Annotated in this window: 14 protein-coding genes, 1 pseudogene and 1 riboswitch; of the genes and pseudogenes, 3 read left to right on the forward strand and 12 right to left on the reverse strand. The window is 44.3% G+C overall.

The window, feature by feature from the left end; genetic code table 11:
- Positions 1 to 29 precede the first annotated feature (29 nt).
- Together AB3N00_RS03615 and AB3N00_RS03620 are read right to left on the reverse strand one after the other, a co-directional pair.
- Positions 30 to 933, reverse strand: a pseudogene (locus AB3N00_RS03615) (amidohydrolase family protein); the annotation flags it as partial.
- 224 nt (positions 934 to 1,157) lie between these two features.
- Positions 1,158 to 1,718, reverse strand: coding sequence for a CGNR zinc finger domain-containing protein (locus AB3N00_RS03620; RefSeq protein ID WP_413033340.1), 561 nt, complete (start codon positions 1,716 to 1,718; stop codon positions 1,158 to 1,160).
- 161 nt (positions 1,719 to 1,879) lie between these two features.
- Between AB3N00_RS03620 and AB3N00_RS03625 the strand changes: the two genes are divergently transcribed.
- The 3 genes from AB3N00_RS03625 to AB3N00_RS03635 all read left to right on the forward strand — a co-directional run bounded on the left by AB3N00_RS03625 (position 1,880) and on the right by AB3N00_RS03635 (position 5,381).
- Entirely contained in the window at positions 1,880 to 2,383 is a 504-nt protein-coding gene (locus AB3N00_RS03625; protein ID WP_413033341.1) for a DinB family protein, read from the forward strand.
- Between the two features lie 83 nt (positions 2,384 to 2,466).
- Positions 2,467 to 2,615: riboswitch (FMN riboswitch) on the forward strand.
- A 145-nt stretch (positions 2,616 to 2,760) separates the two neighbouring features.
- Entirely contained in the window at positions 2,761 to 3,741 is a 981-nt protein-coding gene (locus tag AB3N00_RS03630; RefSeq protein ID WP_413033342.1) for a DMT family transporter, read from the forward strand.
- Between the two features lie 143 nt (positions 3,742 to 3,884).
- Positions 3,885 to 5,381: an amidase gene (locus AB3N00_RS03635; RefSeq protein ID WP_413033343.1), complete on the forward strand. Its 1,497-nt coding sequence runs from the start codon at positions 3,885 to 3,887 to the stop codon at positions 5,379 to 5,381.
- 259 nt (positions 5,382 to 5,640) lie between these two features.
- Here AB3N00_RS03635 and AB3N00_RS03640 read toward each other — a convergent pair whose 3' ends face one another.
- The 10 genes from AB3N00_RS03640 to AB3N00_RS03685 form a co-directional block, all read right to left on the reverse strand.
- Positions 5,641 to 6,234, reverse strand: a complete 594-nt coding sequence (locus AB3N00_RS03640; RefSeq protein ID WP_413033344.1) for a GNAT family N-acetyltransferase — start codon at positions 6,232 to 6,234, stop codon at positions 5,641 to 5,643.
- A 7-nt stretch (positions 6,235 to 6,241) separates the two neighbouring features.
- The gene (locus tag AB3N00_RS03645) at positions 6,242 to 6,856 is read right to left on the reverse strand and encodes a TetR/AcrR family transcriptional regulator (RefSeq protein WP_413033345.1); all 615 of its coding nucleotides are present in this window, start codon (positions 6,854 to 6,856) and stop codon (positions 6,242 to 6,244) included.
- Between the two features lie 235 nt (positions 6,857 to 7,091).
- The gene (locus tag AB3N00_RS03650; RefSeq protein WP_413033346.1) at positions 7,092 to 8,219 is read right to left on the reverse strand and encodes a Ger(x)C family spore germination protein; all 1,128 of its coding nucleotides are present in this window, start codon (positions 8,217 to 8,219) and stop codon (positions 7,092 to 7,094) included.
- On the reverse strand, positions 8,216 to 9,310 hold the full coding sequence (locus AB3N00_RS03655) for a GerAB/ArcD/ProY family transporter (RefSeq protein WP_413033347.1): 1,095 nt from the start codon (positions 9,308 to 9,310) through the stop codon (positions 8,216 to 8,218). The genes AB3N00_RS03650 and AB3N00_RS03655 overlap by 4 nt, the downstream gene beginning before the upstream one ends.
- A gap of 2 nt (positions 9,311 to 9,312) precedes the next feature.
- Positions 9,313 to 10,806 carry a spore germination protein gene (locus tag AB3N00_RS03660; RefSeq protein ID WP_413033348.1) on the reverse strand — a complete coding sequence of 498 codons (1,494 nt, stop codon included), beginning with the start codon at positions 10,804 to 10,806 and terminating at the stop codon, positions 9,313 to 9,315.
- Positions 10,806 to 10,961 (reverse strand): hypothetical protein, encoded by a 156-nt coding sequence (locus tag AB3N00_RS03665; RefSeq protein ID WP_413033349.1) that lies wholly within the window; start codon positions 10,959 to 10,961, stop codon positions 10,806 to 10,808. The genes AB3N00_RS03660 and AB3N00_RS03665 overlap by 1 nt, the downstream gene beginning before the upstream one ends.
- Before the next feature lie 112 nt (positions 10,962 to 11,073).
- Entirely contained in the window at positions 11,074 to 12,207 is a 1,134-nt protein-coding gene (locus tag AB3N00_RS03670; RefSeq protein ID WP_413033350.1) for a serine hydrolase domain-containing protein, read from the reverse strand.
- A gap of 236 nt (positions 12,208 to 12,443) precedes the next feature.
- Positions 12,444 to 15,050, reverse strand: coding sequence for a phosphoenolpyruvate synthase (ppsA, locus tag AB3N00_RS03675; RefSeq protein WP_413033351.1), 2,607 nt, complete (start codon positions 15,048 to 15,050; stop codon positions 12,444 to 12,446).
- Between the two features lie 254 nt (positions 15,051 to 15,304).
- Positions 15,305 to 16,075 carry a CPBP family intramembrane glutamic endopeptidase gene (locus AB3N00_RS03680; RefSeq protein WP_413033352.1) on the reverse strand — a complete coding sequence of 257 codons (771 nt, stop codon included), beginning with the start codon at positions 16,073 to 16,075 and terminating at the stop codon, positions 15,305 to 15,307.
- A gap of 194 nt (positions 16,076 to 16,269) precedes the next feature.
- Positions 16,270 to 17,205 (reverse strand): alpha/beta fold hydrolase, encoded by a 936-nt coding sequence (locus AB3N00_RS03685; RefSeq protein ID WP_413033353.1) that lies wholly within the window; start codon positions 17,203 to 17,205, stop codon positions 16,270 to 16,272.
- Positions 17,206 to 17,419: the final 214 nt, after the last annotated feature.

Below are 17,419 nucleotides of genomic sequence, written 5' to 3' on the forward strand. Positions count from 1 at the left end.
AAGCGTTATATTTGTCAACAACCCTTTCTTTAACCACGATTGGTTTTAAAAATACGACTAAATTGATTCAAAAAAAGAGCCGTTCCTAGAGTGAAGGCTCTTTTACTTTCCATCGCTTTGTTTCGAATGTCGTCCAGGTTCACATGCAGCAGCTTACCATTTTGCTTCATAAGTTTTCCTGCAACAAAGACCGTGTCCACATTGGATGGATTGGCGAATTGCACAACAGCACCGATCGGATCGTGAACGGGGAACAAATTCAGATCGGTTGTACGATTCATAATCAAATCAGCTTCTTTTCCTGGTATGACTGAACCTGTTTTCCGCTCCAGCCCTAAAGCCTGTGCACCGGCCGAAGTTGCAAACCGCAGTACCTGACTCGCTTGCAAACTCAGCTCTCCCGGCATTTCACCTTGCGCCAGCAATAACTCGTTCGTTCTGGAACGCTCAGCTTGCAAAGCAAATTTCATCTGTGAAAACATATCTCCACCTGTCGAAGTCACCACATCCACTCCAAGCGTTGGCGCCACCATGTTCCAGAAAATATCCTGTAGCCGGATAGCCATGTCCCATCATCATCTCTACTTCAGGCGTAACTGACAAAGAGGCTCCAGCGTCTGCCAGCATCTTAAATTCATCCATGCCCATTGTATTGCCGTGAACGACATTAATTCGCGGGGTAAGCAGCCCTGCCTCGTACATTCGACTAATGGAACGATCTGCAGATCCCCAGCTGCCAAACCCGACATGCATCGAACAAATTGCGTCCAGTTCTTCTGCGACCTGAATGTCCTGCACCGTGGTATCCCAATGGCTAAACTCTCGGCCGCGAATAGCAAGTCCATACGTGAGCAATTGGTCGCTAGAGGAGAAATAACGCTCCTTCACACCTCTGATATTCTCCGGGTATGAAAGGGTACTTTCCCGATGATACTACACAACCGTTTTTCAATAGATAACCTGTCCCTATGAGACACCTCTCCAATCGTAATGGTTTGTAAAATGATCTGATCCGCATTGCTTGTCCTTACATATGATTCATGACTATATTTTCGCTAGTATATATACATTATATATTAAGTGTTAATATTTATTAATTCTGGTACACCAAACTTCAATCTATAGTGATGATAGGTCTTACATTGTTAAACTTCATTCTATTCTCCACTGGATTCCAGCTTACTTTTCGCTCGAAAACGTCTCACCTTCATTAGATTGCCGCACATTTTATCATCGCAATATTTCTGTGTCCTACTGCGAGTATTGTCATAGAAGATCCAGCGGCAGTCCGGATTGTCACAGCATCGAATTCTCTTTACTTCGCCCTCCACCAGTGTCATGGCAAAGTCAGCAGCGACCTCTGCCATCACCTGAAACCAATGCGTATGGATGGGAACCAGCTTAACATCCAGTCTTTGATCCTGTGAGATTAGTCGTCTGATCACCCCACCACTCCGCATGAAGTCATTTAACCATGCTTGATCCTTCTCCGTTAGGGGCGTTCCCGCTGATAAACGGATAGCCAGAGACTGTAACTCATCTCTAAAGCTTCTCATGGCGGATTCCTCTTCAGTCGATGCCGGCACTTGTGCTTCTAATTGCCAACGATTCAAGAAATCCTGCTGCCAGCTTGCTTTTCCCAGTCTGTCTTCAGATCGATCCCCGCCGCGCCAATCATGATAGTCGCTATTCACAAAATCTGTCCATAACCTATCCATCTATACCTCCGTTATTGTAACTATCTAAATAGAAAAAGATGGTTACCTTCTTTCGAATTGTGTTATATTAATTGTAACCATTTCAAACCATATTAGCTAGTTACAAGCATGAAGACGCAAATCATGAGATGAGTTCCACAAGAGAGGATTGAACTTTAAAGATGACGTCTGTTACAACTGCATTAGATGTGTTGGTTATTCAAAAAGAAGATACCTGGGATCAATGTAACTGGATCGTCCCATTGTCGAAGGCTCTTGAAGGGCTGACCGCAGATCAAGCAGCTTGGATCCCTCCCTCAGGAGGACTAACTATATGGCAGCTGGTCAATCATATGTATTATTACAACGAGCGGATCTTAGAGCGTCTTCAAGGTCAGGCTCCATCTGTACCCGCTGCCGAATCGAATGAAGCTACGTTTGGCAAACCCGGGGACCCCTTGGACCAGGTTGGCTGGAGCCAACTTGTGGAGCGAACCACTAAGCTGGCAGAGCAGTTGCACGATAACCTGGTTACGTTACAGGATTCCAGACTTGAAGAAGCCTATTTGGATTCCGAACAAAACTGGGCTCAAACACTCGCCCGCTGGGTCCTTCATGACGCTTATCACGCCGGACAGATCGTACTTCTCCGCAGGCAGCAAGGAAGCTGGAATATCGTTTTCTGAAAAAAGTACTTGAACTGCTAGCGCTTACAGGAATAAGATGAACTTATTAATGTTACAACTTGTACAACAACCTATAAATTGAATAGGATCTTCGGGGTAGGGTGAAATTCCCAACCGGCGGTGATGTTCTTCGGAACCAGCCCGCGACTCGCTGTTGACTGCTATGGACAACGGCGACTGACTTGGTGTGACTCCAAGGCCGACGGTACAGTCCGGATGAGAGAAGATCAACACATGACATATCACTTCCGGGGAAGGTTTCTTTCCTGATGTTATGTCCATGGATGAGCCCCCGTTTATTTGGTGTATGCCAAAACGGGGGCTTTTGTCGATTTTGCCAACTGAAGATTCCGTGTTCTGACGAAGGAGTCCTGAATATGGAAAAGACCCAACATGCATCAAGCGTTTATCGCAAGGAAAGAAGCAATACCGGCTTTTGGCTCGTTGTTCTCGGTGCAGCCCTTTGGGGTGTGGATCCGTTGTTCCGCATTATTTTATTGCAAACGATGACCTCTACCCAGATTGTACTAGTGGAACATATCATTGTGAGTCTAATCGCTATTCCTGTCCTGTGGAAATTCCGCGCCGATCTGAAAAATCTTCGAGCCCGCCACTGGATTGCCGTTATCTTTATTTCATGGGGCGGTTCAGCACTGGCCACGGTCTTATTCACGCTGGCACTTACACACAATGATCCGAATACGGTACTGTTACTGCAAAAAATGCAGCCCATCTTCGCGATTGTTTTGGCCAAGATCCTGCTTAAGGAAACATTACCGCGCCGTTTCGGCTGGTTATTCATCGTTGCTCTTATAGGAACTTATCTGCTCACGTTCGGATTCACGCTTCCGCTTGGAAACTGGAACAACTGGATTCATGCAGGCAGCCTGTTATCTCTTGGGGCAGCAGCCTTATGGGGCGGATCTACGGTGATGGGACGACTGATGCTGGGGCAAACCCGTTATGAAACGGTCACCTCCCTTCGCTTCGTCGTAGCTCTCCCGCTGTTGATTTTTATGACCTGGAACGAAGGTGCTGCCTGGACACTGCCTTCGGGTACAGGCGAACAAGCGGCTGTTGCACTTAACATTTTGGGCCAGGCGCTATTGCCTGGATTACTGAGTTTACTGCTATATTATAAAGGTCTCTCATCCACCAAAGCTTCGGTGGCCACACTGGCGGAGCTTAGCTTCCCGATGGCGGGTGTGCTTGTAAATTGGATTGCTTTCCGGACGCTTATCACATGGGAACAATTACTTGGGTTCATTTTGATTTGGGTTGCCCTGTTCGCCATATCCAAACAGCAGGAACGGTCCTTCACGGCTGCAGATGCAGCTCCAAAGCTTCGGACAGACTAATTATGATGATATAAATAAATGAAAAGGCACTGACGCATCTCCATAGATGTGCAGTGCCTTTTGTCTTTTAACAATTCCAGTGGTACGATGACATATGGAGTGATTGTTGTAATCATTAATATATTTGGAGAGGAACGATCATCATGTCTTCATTTTCATATACTTCTTACGATGCTATAGGTTTGGCTGAACTGATTCGAGCACGGGAAGTTTCTCCGGTTGAATTGTTGGAAGCGGCCTACGCGCGATTGGAAGAAGTTAATCCGCAGCTTAATGCGGTCATTCGTACATATGAAACACGCGCACGTACGGAAGCGGGCTATGTCCGCCCGGGCGAGCAGCCTTTTGCAGGCGTGCCATTGCTCCTTAAAGACATCTCCCAATCGCTGGAGGGTGAGATACTGACTTCAGGTTCTCGTCTGCTGAAGGATCATCGGGCATTGCGTAATTCAAATTTTGTAACCCGCCTCCGTGATGCGGGCTTTGTAATTATCGGACATACGAATACACCGGAATTTGGCCTGAAAAATATTACCGAACCTCGTCTTCACGGGCCGAGTCGCAATCCATGGAACACGGACCACTCTCCTGGAGGTTCAAGTGGTGGTGCCGCAGCAGCTGTTGCTTCGGGGATCGTCCCGCTGGCTGGAGCTAGTGACGGAGGCGGGTCAATTCGTATTCCAGCCTCCTTCAGCGGACTTTTCGGACTCAAACCCACACGTGGGCGGACACCTGTAGGACCAGGGGTGGGCCGTCAATGGCAAGGTGCATCCATTGATTTTGCGCTCTCCCGTACCGTGCGAGACAGTGCAGCCCTGCTGGATACGTTGCAGGTGATTCAGCCTGAGGCTGCGTTTCATGCTCCGCTCTTTCCGGGAAGTTATTTGGCCGATATGAACTATCCTCATCAACGCAAACTGAAGATTGCATATACCACGGATTCACCGGTGGGCACCCCGGTAAGTGATGATGCCAAGGAAGCCGTATTCAAACTCGTCCGCTGGTTGGAAGAACAAGGTCATCTCGTTGAGGAAAAACTGAGTCCGGTTAACGGTGTTCGATTGATGGAGAACTATTATATGATGAACAGCGGTGAAATGGCGGCAATGATCTCTTCCATGGAACATGCTATGGGTAGACCCTTGACCTCGGGCGATATGGAGATTGAATCCTGGGTTCTGGCTGAAGCAGGCAAAAAGGTATCGGCCGCAGAGTTCGTTCATAGTCTTGCTGAATGGGACGTGGCTGCTGCGCAGATGTCTACGCTCTTTGAGCGGTATGATTTTTATGTAACACCTGTTAATGCTTATCCAGCACCAAAGGTTGGAGAATTAACACCTGATGAAGAGCAGATTCAACATCTGATGCAGATTAGCGAATTGGACAAGCTGCATCAGCAGCAATTGATCTATGAGATGTTTGAGCCAAGTCTCACCTATACTCCATTCACCCAGCTCGCCAATCTGACAGGTCAGCCAGCGATGAGTGTTCCCCTTCACCTCACGCCTGATGGCTTGCCCATGGGAGTGCAGATTATGGCAACCAAAGGGCGTGAAGACTGGCTGCTCCATCTGGCTGGTCAGTTGGAAACTTCCGGACTCTGGATTGGCATGAACGGGAATCCGCTTTTCCCTGCTTAAAGTAAAGAACAGGATAGCTGCTTAATTCCGCTACCACTTATATAATGTAAGGAGTAACGGGAGTAACGGAGTTAAGCATGCGTCCGAGTCTCTTGTACTCGATTAAATGTAATGTGTTTATACGTTTGTCTTTCTCGCTAATATAAATGCTATATGCGTATTAGCTTCTGTTTTATTAATTTAGTTTACATAATAAATGTTACGTATTTTATTTTCCGTTATTGTTGCGATGATCTATTTTACTAGAAGGCTAGATCGGCTACTTCGTATATCTCAATGATACAATGTAATTAATCCCGATTTTTTGAGCTCGTTTGTTGGGAATTGGTCTGCGTTTGTATTCTTCAAAACCTAATTTTGAATACATTTTCATGGCAGGAATATTGGTATCGGCCACTTCCTCAATCAAGTAAACCTCATAAGGGGTATGCTTGATGATGTGAAGAATTAATTGTGAAGCAACGCCCTGTCCTCTGAATTCGTCCGCCGTCCCTACAAATTCGATAGAACCTACCTCGTTTGAAGGCTGAACAAAGGGAGCTTCAAATTCTTTCTTTAGAAAAATGGCTGCCATCGTACCCTTGTAAAAGCCTAAATGTTTACGGAGTTCCTTTTTATCCAGTCTTACCGAGTGTGAAATCCCATCCGTGCAGGCAGCCATTCCCACGACTTCTTTCCCATTTAGCGCTACATAAAATTGATCCAATACAAACATATGGGCAAACGTATCGGCAATCTTTAGCGGATCTCTTGAGAAAAAGCCAAGCCATTGCGTGAATCCATCAGCAAATATTTTACTTATCCCTTGTCTCACATCAAACTCGGCTTGATCTGCTCTAACCACTCGAAACATAATTGGATCACTCCTTTTCCTTCATTAGAAATGCAGTGATGATAGTCGGTGAAGGCACGGTGAAGCCACTCTTAAGCAAAACTTTCATTTCAGCCAAACCCTGAATCGAAGCATACAAAAAAATAGCCATTTCTTGCGCATTACCGGAACGAAAATCCCCAAGCTGCTGACCTTTGCGAATGAGCTGTACCGTAGAATCCATAAGCTGGCTATTTACGTGAAGGATCTCTTCATATTGATCAGAATTTGTGTCGGCTCCAGCCAAAAGAGATTGATTGATTAGAATTAGCAGATTAGCCAGATCTTCCCCATGACTCAAGTCGCTGTATACTTCGTCTACAAACTGTGCAATTAACTCTTTAGGAGAATAATCGGATTGGTTGAAAAAAGTAATATTGCGTTTTAATCCTTCAACTGCGTAGGTAACCAATTCATGAAATAACTCTTCCTTTGTTTTGTAGTGTCGATACAATAGTCCGATACTGATACCTGCAGTGTCTGCGATATCTTGAACATTCGTTGAACCGTACCCTTGATGGACAAATAATCGCATTGCAGACGCATGAATTTTCATCTTAGTTGCTTTGCGCATTTCTTCGAACTGTTCCTTGCTACGCGGCAAACGATCTCTCTCCTTTTTTTGAGTGAGTTTTTACTCATTATAAACTGATTGTATTCACAATCACAACGCTTAATTACAGGTACGGAGTGTTAGTTGCATTCGAGCATAGCAAAAAAACAGTCGATATTCCTTAATGCACAAAAAGCCGCTAATTCAGCGACTTCTTATACTTAAAGTATAGGACTTCTGTGCCTATGCATGTACTTGCTTCAAATGGTCTAACATCATGTTTAGTTTACTCCACTGCTCCAGTGGCAGCGATTCGAAGATCAACATCCACATCAAAATGGGCTCGGGATAGTTCTTCCCCCCAATTGTCCTGTACTTCTTTGTATAAAGGGTACTGATATGCCCTGGCAAATAACCCAAACCCGACAGGATCGATATTATAGTCCTGGCACTTTTTGATGAGCTTCTCAATGTTCTTTTTCATTTCCTCGCTCAATTTAGTTGCCATTTCCTCGGAATTTTGCAACAGTTCAAATTCAAGAAACTTCTCAGTTATACTGATGATCGACTTAACTTTAATTTTGAATTGAAATCTGCCATTTTCATGAGACGATTTAATTTTAACGGATATGTCACCTAAAGAAAAACTCACTTTGTCGATGTTAAAAGGCATGGATTGTTGTAAATCGTCAACAGCAAAAGTGAGACTGACTCCTGGCTCAGCTTCATTTTTCAAAATGTGAAGAAGTGTCGTTTCCTGATAGGTCAGAGATGTTCTGTACTGCCCTTTTCGGGATAAAAGAGTTGTTCCTTTTAGCAAGATCTTGTTATTTTCGATCTTGATTTCCGAGATGGAAGGCGTCATCGCTCGGTCATACAATTGTCTATGTAGCTCCTGCGCGGTTGTTTTTACCGTGGCTGAACTTCTACTTCCTGAATCGACAATGGCTCTTATAAATAATGGTAACGGCGGTTGATCTTTGGGTTGCAATTGAAAAACATCCTCAATAGGACCATCAAAAGCAACGATGCGATCGGTAATCGTATTGCGAGGATCGCGGAACGTGACATCGAGTATGTTAAACCAATCCTTATATTGAAGCAATTGTTTCCCTACAATAATCACTTGAAAATTACGTCCCGCAAGCGAACCAGGAAATTGGGCATCCTGCTGATTCCTAGACTGTCTTAAACCTTCTGCTATTCCTTCCCCTTCGCGGGTTTTCTTCTGAATGTCTTTACTGAATACGGGTGCTGAAATGAAATAATGGAGCTTTTTATCTTTGACATCCAATCCAAGAGCCAGGGGAACCGTTGCATCTTCTAAATTGGTTTTGTCATTGGCGCAACCTGCGAGTGCAGCCAGCAATATACAGGACACACTCAAGATAATAAATTTTCCGAACCATCTCATGTGTGTTTCCCCCCTCCCCTCTTTTTGCGAATCGCTACATACAGAAGAACGCCCGCAGGCAGAGCAAACTCCATGATAAATCCAATTAAATTAAGTGCGTAGTTTATTTGCGCAACTTCAATAAAGCCAGGCCGATAGAGGTAAAAGCTGATTTCAATGACAATACACCACACGGCAAGGTGGTATCTTTCCTGCCCTTTTCCCACCAGCGACGCTGAGCATCTCGATACAAGATACATGGAGGGAATCCATATACATGAGAACACAAACACATAAAAAGCAATGAATACTACCTCTACCCGCTCAATAAACTGAAATTCAATGGACTTCATTATGCTAATTACCGGATCGTTATACTCCCCGATCTCATCAGGGCTAAAATACACGTAACAAATCAGGGTGATCCCCAAGTAAACAATACAAGTGAGCGTGTTGGAGATTATCATGGCAGGTAGTGCTTTTTCTTTGTTAACTAGATGGGGGTAGAGAAACAAAACCAGACCGATGCCGAGCATCGGATAGATCATAAATTTTATGGATGAAAGAACAGGAAACCATCCCTCTTTAAAAAGCGGCAGTAAATAGAGCCAATGTGCACGACTAAGTGTAGATACATAAATGAACGGAATCCATAATGAGAGTATCGTGACAATTTCGCTGTACCGCCCGATCGCCTGAAAGCCATGCTGCGCAATCTGGAATGTGGGGATGAGCAGCAGCAGGAGTAGAACATAAATATATGTACTCGGCAATAACCATAATTTAATGACAAGTGAAGCAATCATATAACCGTCATATGCCAGAAGCAAATAATAGGCCATAAATATAAAAGAAGCTGCTTTTGCTGCCCACACGCCGATATACCGCTGAATCAATTCCAGTATCGTGCTGTCTGGATTATATTTCATCAACTTGACGATCGCTACGGAGGCTAATGTTGCCAGCCCCCATCCCAAAAAAATCACCATCCAGCCATCTGTCCCCGCATGCCTTGCAAGTTCTCTTGGAATAGACAAAAAAGCAACACTGATTTGGAAAGTAGAAATAATAAGAATGAATTGAAGCATAGTTACCGGGCGTAATGACTTCATCTCTATTTATTCTCCTTCCATCCTCTGCTTTTCCCCTGTCTTTTTGACTGGCGTGGTTTCGTGCTTACAGGGCGGTTGTTCATCATCCACAACGGTACCCGCAGTAAGGTATCCTTCCAATCCATGGCCCTAAATGGAGCAATAGGCGTGCTATAAGAGGTACCGAGCGAGTTTAATGTTATTAGCCGGCCAATGAAGCTCATCATGCCCACGACCAGACCGATGAACCCGAACCAAGTAGCGAGAATCATCATCATGAACCGCATGATCCGTACAGCTGCCATCATGTCTTGATTGGGAATAATAAAAGAGGAGATCGCTGTAAAAGCCACCACGATAACCATTACGTTGCTGATTAACCCTGCCTGGACAACTGCCTGTCCAATGACAATACCGCCGACGATTCCTACCGTTTGTCCTACTGGAGCTGGAAGACGAACTCCCGCTTCCCTTAACATCTCAAGTGTGATTTCCATAATGATCGCCTCAACAAATGGCGGGAATGGAACTTGCCCTCGTGACTCACCAAGTGTTAATAGCAGCTTCAATGGTATAATCTCAAAATGAAACGAAATCACGGATATAAAAAAGCCAGGTAAAAAAATTGCGATGAAAAAGGCAAAGATACGCAATATTCTAAGAAATGACGAAATGGACCATCTGGAACTGTAATCATCAACCGTCTGAAAAAAAGACATGAACGTAGCCGGAGCAACCAAAACGCTTGGCGAACCATCGACTACAACGACACAACGTCCCTGTAATATTTGAGAAGCGGCCGTATCGGGCCTCTCCGTAGTAATCATTTGAGGAAGCAAAGCAAGCGGTTGGTCCTCAATGAATTCAACCAATTCTCCGGTGTTAATGATGGCATCCACGTCAATGGATTGAATTCGTTCTTCGAGTGCTTTAATGATATCCGGTTTGGTTACATCTTCCAAATAAAGCAAAGAAACTGCCGTTTGTCCTCGTTTTCCAACAATATACCGCTTCACCTTTAGCTCTTTGTCCGCAATATAACGGCGGATCATGGCTATATTTTGAGAACCGGTCTCTATAAAGCCTTGATGAGCCCCTTTCAGTGAGGGTTCCTGCTGAGGATCCTCAATAGCTCGTTGCGGCAATCCTTTTGTATCCAATGCATAGGCAGTACTACGACCTTCAATAAACAACACGCTGTAGCCGAGGATAATGGAAAGTTTGAGTTCATTCCACTTGGAGTGGGGTTTTACATAACCCACTGTAGTAATGAAATCTTCGGAAGCGTTCCCGGCTTCAAGCTGAAGAGGAGCAAGAACATCATGATTAAGTGACGTTTTGTCTGTCAATTCTTCCATATAGACTATGGCAGCTTGTTCTCCGGTTTGTTTGATGCATAACTTTCGAATGATCAGATCGGGAGTATCCGTAAAGATTTCTTCAATTCTGCGAATGGATTCGTTCAGACTTTTGGTGATGTTTTCATCTTTCGTGTTCGTGGCAGATTGTTCATCCACTACGTATACCTCCCTTCTTCCAGCAGCATTTCCTTATTATGACGATTATTGCCACCAATATGCATTTCGCCGAGTCCCAATTCAGAGCCCACTTGTGGTAGGTGAGTGAAAATGACCAGTGCAGACATCAACTGAAGAAACGCACCTATAGACAAAAAGAAACAGGAACACATGACGTCTCCCTGTTTCTTTTCTTCTATGTTCTAATGTTTTCTGTTTTACTCAACATGCTAGAACTCTGTACCGCATCATATCTCAGCTTCCAAATTACAAGCAGGAGTATACGACATTTCGCAAACGTCTCTGAATGTAAGGCTCCTGGCTGTTCAGCAGGTGCTGCGCATACATGACAGTAAGCTCGGAGTCCGGATCAATGATGGCCATACACCCGGCAGCACCGCTCCAGCCAAATTCGCCAAGCGGGCTGAGTGAGCCGCTTCCTGACTTGGAAACGTGAGTGCGTACACCCAATCCATAACCGTACCCCCCCATGTGATCCCATGAGTAGTCAGGGCGGGTCATCTCATTCAGATGATCTGTTCGCATCAGTTCCACTGAAGCCTGTGACAGGATTCGAACGCCTTCCGGACTGGTTCCGCGCCCAGTAAGCGCGTTCAGGAACAACGCGTAATCGCTAACCGTAGATAAAAGCCCAGCGCCGCCGCTCTCCAGTTCGGTGCCTACCCGGAATCCATTTCCGTCCATACGTACGGCTTGTTCAAGCTCATCATTGTATGCGTACTGTGGAATCAGTCGGGCCTGCTGCTCTTCGTTCAGATCGAACGCTGTATCGTTCATGCCGAGCGGACCAGTGATTTCTTCACGCAGATACGTCCCAAAGCGTCTGCCGCTAACAACCTCAACCAGAGCTCCCAGAACATCATGGCACATGCTATAGTTCCAGTGTGTACCTGGTTCGAACAGAAGCGGCTCCTTAGCGAGCGCTTTCGCAAATTCGCGGGTCGGCAATGTTCCGTCTGTATTCTGCACCGCTTCCTGGATGGATGGTGCTCCAACGTCATAGGAGAACCCGGCGGTCATCGTAAACAAGTCGCGTACCGTAATCGGCCTTGTTGCTTTTTCCAGCCTAACCTCTCCGTTTGGCAATACATTTTTCACCTTCATATCTGCATACTCTGGCAGGTAGTCGGACACCGGATCGCTGAGCAACATATGCCCTCTTTCTACAAGCTGAAGCGCTGCTACGCAAGTCATAATTTTGGTCATGGAGTAAAGATTGAAGATGGCCCCATCACCGATGGGCGTTTTCTCCTCCAGGTTGGCGTAACCGTTCCGATAGTGGAAAACGGTATCATTTTGATGTATAACCAACACTTCTGCCCATGGAATCCTCCAGGATGTAATGCGGTCAATGAATGAAGCAAGCGGTTTAAAGTCCATGTTTCCCCGTCCTTTTATGTAAAGTCGTTATCCTTGCGCAATGTGGTCCATGTTCAACACCACGATACACATACTATAAATATACGACCATTCGCGAGCGTTGACCACTACCCGATCAAACTTATACGCCTAAAACAAAAAAGCCGCTAAAATAGCGACTTTAAATGATCTGTATTAATATTCCTCAAGCACTGTCTGTGGTATTTCTTATGCTTATGAATCTTTTTGGCTGAAGGTTACAACAGTTCGATATACCCTTCTGTTCCATGAACCCGAATGCGTTGCCCATCTTTGATCCGTTTGGTCGCATTCTGCACTCCGACAACTGCTGGCAGCCCATATTCCCTTGCAATAACGGCTCCATGGGTCATCAGTCCACCCACTTCGGTGACTAGGCCTTTGATGGATACAAACAATGGTGTCCAGCCAGGGTCAGTAAAGGAGGTGACTAATATATCACCATCTTCCAGATCGGCATTTTCCATGTTTAAAATGACACGTGCTCTTCCTTCTATGACTCCGGAAGAAACAGGTAATCCTGCAATCGCATTAGCCGGCAAATTTTCCCGTTTGTACTCCCCTGTAATGATTTCACCATCAGACGTGATTACACGTGGTGGCGTCAATCTTTCATAACGTTTGTATTCTTCTTTCCGCTCGTTGATGATAGGGTAATCCAATTTATGGGTACGTGTAATTTCATAAAGTTCTTCTATAGTAAGATAGTATATGTCTTCTTTCTCATGAATAACGCCCGCTTGAACGAGTTGCTCGGCTTCTTTCAATAGAACCTGCTTATAAACGAAGTAGCGATTAACCATACCGTATTTGGGATATTCCCGATAACCGATGAAATTCCGGACGATGTCAATCATGCGTTTGGTTTCTTTGGATTTTTGTTCACCATCCGGCAATTGCTTCAATCGGCCTATCAACTCTTGTTCCTTCTCCAAAGCTTCCTGACGCCCTTGCTCAAATTTCCGTTTGCCTGCATTAGGCTCAAAGTTCTTGATGTTACCAAGAATCGTGGGGACAAGTGCAATTGGTTTTTCACTCCAACGAGTTTTTGTAATATCGATTTCTCCGGTACATCGCATTCCGTATTTGCTGAGATAATCAAGGATCGCGTTTTGGATTTCCTTTCCTCCATCAAACGTAAGCAGTTCATCCAAAAAGTGATCTTCTTTTGCATGCTGCAAATAATCAATGACTTCCGGATAAGGGCGAATCACATCCGCGACATCCAATAGCGCCAGACCCATTTCCGAAGTAATATTACCCGGTACAGATTGAGAAAGGGTATCTGCCGCGTTTTTTTCACCTAACCACTTGTTCATGTTTTCATTGATCCATGTTGTAGCATTTATAGCCGCCATAAACACAGCCGTACTTTGCGGGTCAAATAAGATCTTTTTTAATTGCTGGATATCTTCCAGAATAAAATCAATTAAATCAGATCCCGATTTTGTTTGGATATTTTGTTTTAACTCTTCTATTGATGATTGAGTATTTTTAATGAGGTTAGGAACGATTGCCGGATCAATTTCGGGCTGTGGCTGAATGTCGGCAGACATCCCTTTATTGCTTTTATTGGCGTAAGGTTCCTTTTTGTCTGTTGGTAACAATTTTATAAAATCTCGCTCTATTATGGTCATAAGCGCACCTTTTATGAGCGGGTCGGATCCCAGATTATTTAATAAAATTTCTCTGCTGTCAGGCGAAGACAGATGCTGTGTGATATCAACAAATAACCTTCCACCAGCTCTAAACCTGGGTCCAAAAGAGGTTAACTCGAATAAAGACATTCCAAGAGGTTTCATGGGATCCGTCATCATTTGTTGATGAGCGACAGATACGTAAACGTGATTTTCTTGATCATTCGCTTCAGGAATGGGATACAATGTCGTGATTGGCCGACTCTGCACAATATAAAATGTGCCATGGGCCAAACACCATTCGATATCCTGTGGGGAACCAAAATAAGCTTCAATCTGTCTTCCTATGCGTGCCAGTTCTAAAATTTGTTGATCCGTTAGCGATTGAGTCTTTTGCTGTTCAGGATCGATCGGAAGAGTATCTGTTCCGCCCTCTTTTCGTCCATAGACAGCCAATTTTTTGGCTGCGATCATCTTATCGACGATTTCCTCACCCCTTACTTTATAACCATCGGCAGATACCAAGCCCGACACCAATGCTTCTCCAAGTCCGTAACTGGCATCGATGGATAACAGTTTTCGGTTGGACGTAATCGGATCAGCGGTAAACATAATTCCTGAAGCTTGCGGGAAGATCATCCTTTGAATAATAACAGACAAATTAACCTGGCTGTGGTCAAATCCATGTTGTATACGGTAGATTACTGCGCGATCCGTAAACAGGGATGCCCAACATTTGCTGATATGCTGTAAAATGGCTTCTTTGCCGATGATATTCAAGTAGGTGTCTTGTTGACCAGCAAAAGAGGCATGTGGTAAATCTTCAGCAGTTGCGCTGGAACGTACGGCATAAGCATGTTCATCTCCAAACCGGTTGAGATAGTGTCCAACTGCTTCCACAACGTCAAAAGGAATTTCCGAGTTCAAAATGATTTGCCGAATCTGCCTGCTGATTTCGCCAATTTGTTCTCGATCTTCTGCTTTTAGCAAGGTTAGTTGACCCAGCAGAGCATGGTACGTTGCGTTTTGTTCAAGAGCTTTTTGATATCCCACTGTTGTAACACAAAACCCTTCCGGTACTTCGATCTCTTTCATTCTAGAGAGTTCCCCTAAATTTAACCCCTTCCCTCCAACGAGCCAAAGCTGTGTCTTTTCGATCTCATGGAAACTGAGAACCAGAGAACTCATTCAACATCTCTCCTACCATCAAATTTTTAAAAAAATCCTTTGACAAGATTTCACCGCCATGTTACACTTAGAGTGTAAGATACATTATTTATGCCTATACATAATGAAAGTCGTAAACTGATCATATCATCGTGCCTGTTTATATGCAATACAAAAGAACCTGAGCAATGTTGTCAGGTTCTTTTTTTGATATTCGTGATTATTAGGTCCAATAGTAATTTCATTATCAATCTCAATTAACTTTTATTACATTGTTAATTTGGGCTAATCCCCTTCCAATCAGGCTTTGGATACAAAAAACTTAAGAATACTCCGCCTAATGCCGATGGTAACAATACAAAGGCCGTGAATTGCAGTGCTTTCATCCCTTCTACCAATGCATAACTATGAATTGGATTGAGGAATTGGGTAAACGTCATGATAGCTGTGTGAAAACCGACTGTCACCCATACTGTTCCTGACACTGCTCGCAGATAGCCTAGGATTAGAGCAAATCCTGGTAAAAAGTGAATTTGTTCTGAAGAATACATTGCCCCGATTCCCCAAGCAAACAATGAAAAGAGTACCGTTTGAATCATTACAACAGACCATTGTGGTAGGATCGTCTGCAGAAGTTTAAATATCATACCTCTAAATATAAGTTCCTCAGGTAGTGCCTCAATGAGAAAAACGGAAATCATGAGAAGCCCAGCACCTATTAGCATATTGCTAATGGAGGTGTTTAATATGATGACATTGCTCCAGCCTAGAGTGATACAAAGAGTCACCCCCAACGTTGCGGGAATGAGCCAGATCAGAAAACCAGAAATAAATGAACTCAATTTTGTTTTAAAAGAATTATGTTCCCTCCAGCCTAAGTTCTCTTTATTGCATTCCCCAACAATATACAAAGTCATCAATACCAGGAGAGTTATAGTTACACCCATGAGAAGATGAAGTAATTGGCTATAGCCAGACTCCATATAACTTTGTTGGAACCATTTCATTAGCCGCCAGAATAGCAAGGTTGAGACAAGAATAATCATTATACTTATGATCACTCTCGGAAACCTACCTAGATGGTCAATCACTGTTCGCTCCTTTCTCTAATCAAGAAATTTTTAGGGTTCTTCGCCTGTTTTGTTTGACCGCATTATCACACGTCTATTCTTACATTCACCAATTTAAAAAGATATACGTGAATACTACATTTCATTCTAGTCTCGAATCTCCATTCTCACTAGATGGAATCGTTAGAGTGCTGTTCTACAAAAGCAGCAATCTTGGCGTTAACTTGATCCGGGTACTCCCCGTTAATTGCGTGTGAGGCATTGGGCCAGTTTATCATCTCAAGACAGGGAACATTTGTAGTGCCGTTCCTTACCGCTTTTGCCGAATCATGCATGGTGCTGTTCTGTGCCATTACAGCCAGTACAGGTACTTCGATCTTCTGTAAATCTGAGGGGCTGAACAGATCCGGCGCAGGCAACTTGACCTTGAAGGTGCTCATTGCGGATTCAATTAATCTGGCAATCGGTTCACTGTCATCCGCTTTCGCCCCGCCGGATATATAGCTGAGCATTTTTTCGCGAATCCATTTGGGCACAAACGGAACGGATGCTGGGATGGATGCAGCTATCATTTTTAGTGAAATAGGTGCAAAAACAAACACTGGGTCCAACAAACTGACCGAGGCCACCTTTTCCGGATAAAAGCGGACTACATTCATAGCCGTCCACCCACCAATGGAGACGCCGACCAGATGTACTTTTTCGAGCTTTAAACGGGTAAATACTTCATGCAGCCAGCGCGCCTGCTCCTTTTGATTTGCTATTATCTTCGTTTGCCGACTCATCCCCGCTTCTCCCAGCAAATCAAGTGCAAACACCGGTCTTTCGCTCATTAATCCCCGTAGATTGGGTTCCCACATGGGCGTTGAAGAAGAACGTCCTGGTAATAATAACAACGGTTCTTTCTCCTGGTTAGCTTCATAGGTGAATGTATAAACACGCACCGTACCAAACTCCGTTTCAACATCCTGAGTCAAAGTAGGTCTTGGGAGAAGGGCCATTGCCTCGTCATATGCGGATTGGAATTCCGCCTGATGAGTTGCAGAAATAAAACAACCCATCTTTGCTGCAGCGTTTCGGTTAACATCCTTGGTTGACTTCTTCATTTCTCCCCCTTCCCTGATCTAGAAATAGGGATCAGATTATTCGATAATTTATACCGCGTTTCTCCATATAACAAATTATGTTATCGAGTTGGCCCTTAGTCACTTTTCCTTTTTTATCACCGTAATCGGCAATAGGACGATGTCCTGTTCCTTCAATAAGATTGTAAACTTAGATAGCTTGAATTGGTTATAAAATGGACAAACCGGAGATAAT

This window comes from Paenibacillus xylanilyticus (assembly GCF_047246825.1).
Classification (GTDB): Bacteria; Bacillota; Bacilli; order Paenibacillales; family Paenibacillaceae; genus Paenibacillus; species Paenibacillus xylanilyticus_B.

Coding starts and splice junctions, on each gene's coding strand:
- AB3N00_RS03620 (WP_413033340.1), bottom strand. CDS start 1,718: ATGGATAGGTTATGGACAGATTTTGTGAATAGCGACTATCATGATTGG.
- AB3N00_RS03625 (WP_413033341.1), top strand. CDS start 1,880: ATGACGTCTGTTACAACTGCATTAGATGTGTTGGTTATTCAAAAAGAA.
- AB3N00_RS03630 (WP_413033342.1), top strand. CDS start 2,761: ATGGAAAAGACCCAACATGCATCAAGCGTTTATCGCAAGGAAAGAAGC.
- AB3N00_RS03635 (WP_413033343.1), top strand. CDS start 3,885: ATGTCTTCATTTTCATATACTTCTTACGATGCTATAGGTTTGGCTGAA.
- AB3N00_RS03640 (WP_413033344.1), bottom strand. CDS start 6,234: ATGTTTCGAGTGGTTAGAGCAGATCAAGCCGAGTTTGATGTGAGACAA.
- AB3N00_RS03650 (WP_413033346.1), bottom strand. CDS start 8,219: ATGAGATGGTTCGGAAAATTTATTATCTTGAGTGTGTCCTGTATATTG.
- AB3N00_RS03655 (WP_413033347.1), bottom strand. CDS start 9,310: ATGAAGTCATTACGCCCGGTAACTATGCTTCAATTCATTCTTATTATT.
- AB3N00_RS03670 (WP_413033350.1), bottom strand. CDS start 12,207: ATGGACTTTAAACCGCTTGCTTCATTCATTGACCGCATTACATCCTGG.
- ppsA (WP_413033351.1), bottom strand. CDS start 15,050: ATGAGTTCTCTGGTTCTCAGTTTCCATGAGATCGAAAAGACACAGCTT.
- AB3N00_RS03680 (WP_413033352.1), bottom strand. CDS start 16,075: ATGATTATTCTTGTCTCAACCTTGCTATTCTGGCGGCTAATGAAATGG.
- AB3N00_RS03685 (WP_413033353.1), bottom strand. CDS start 17,205: ATGAAGAAGTCAACCAAGGATGTTAACCGAAACGCTGCAGCAAAGATG.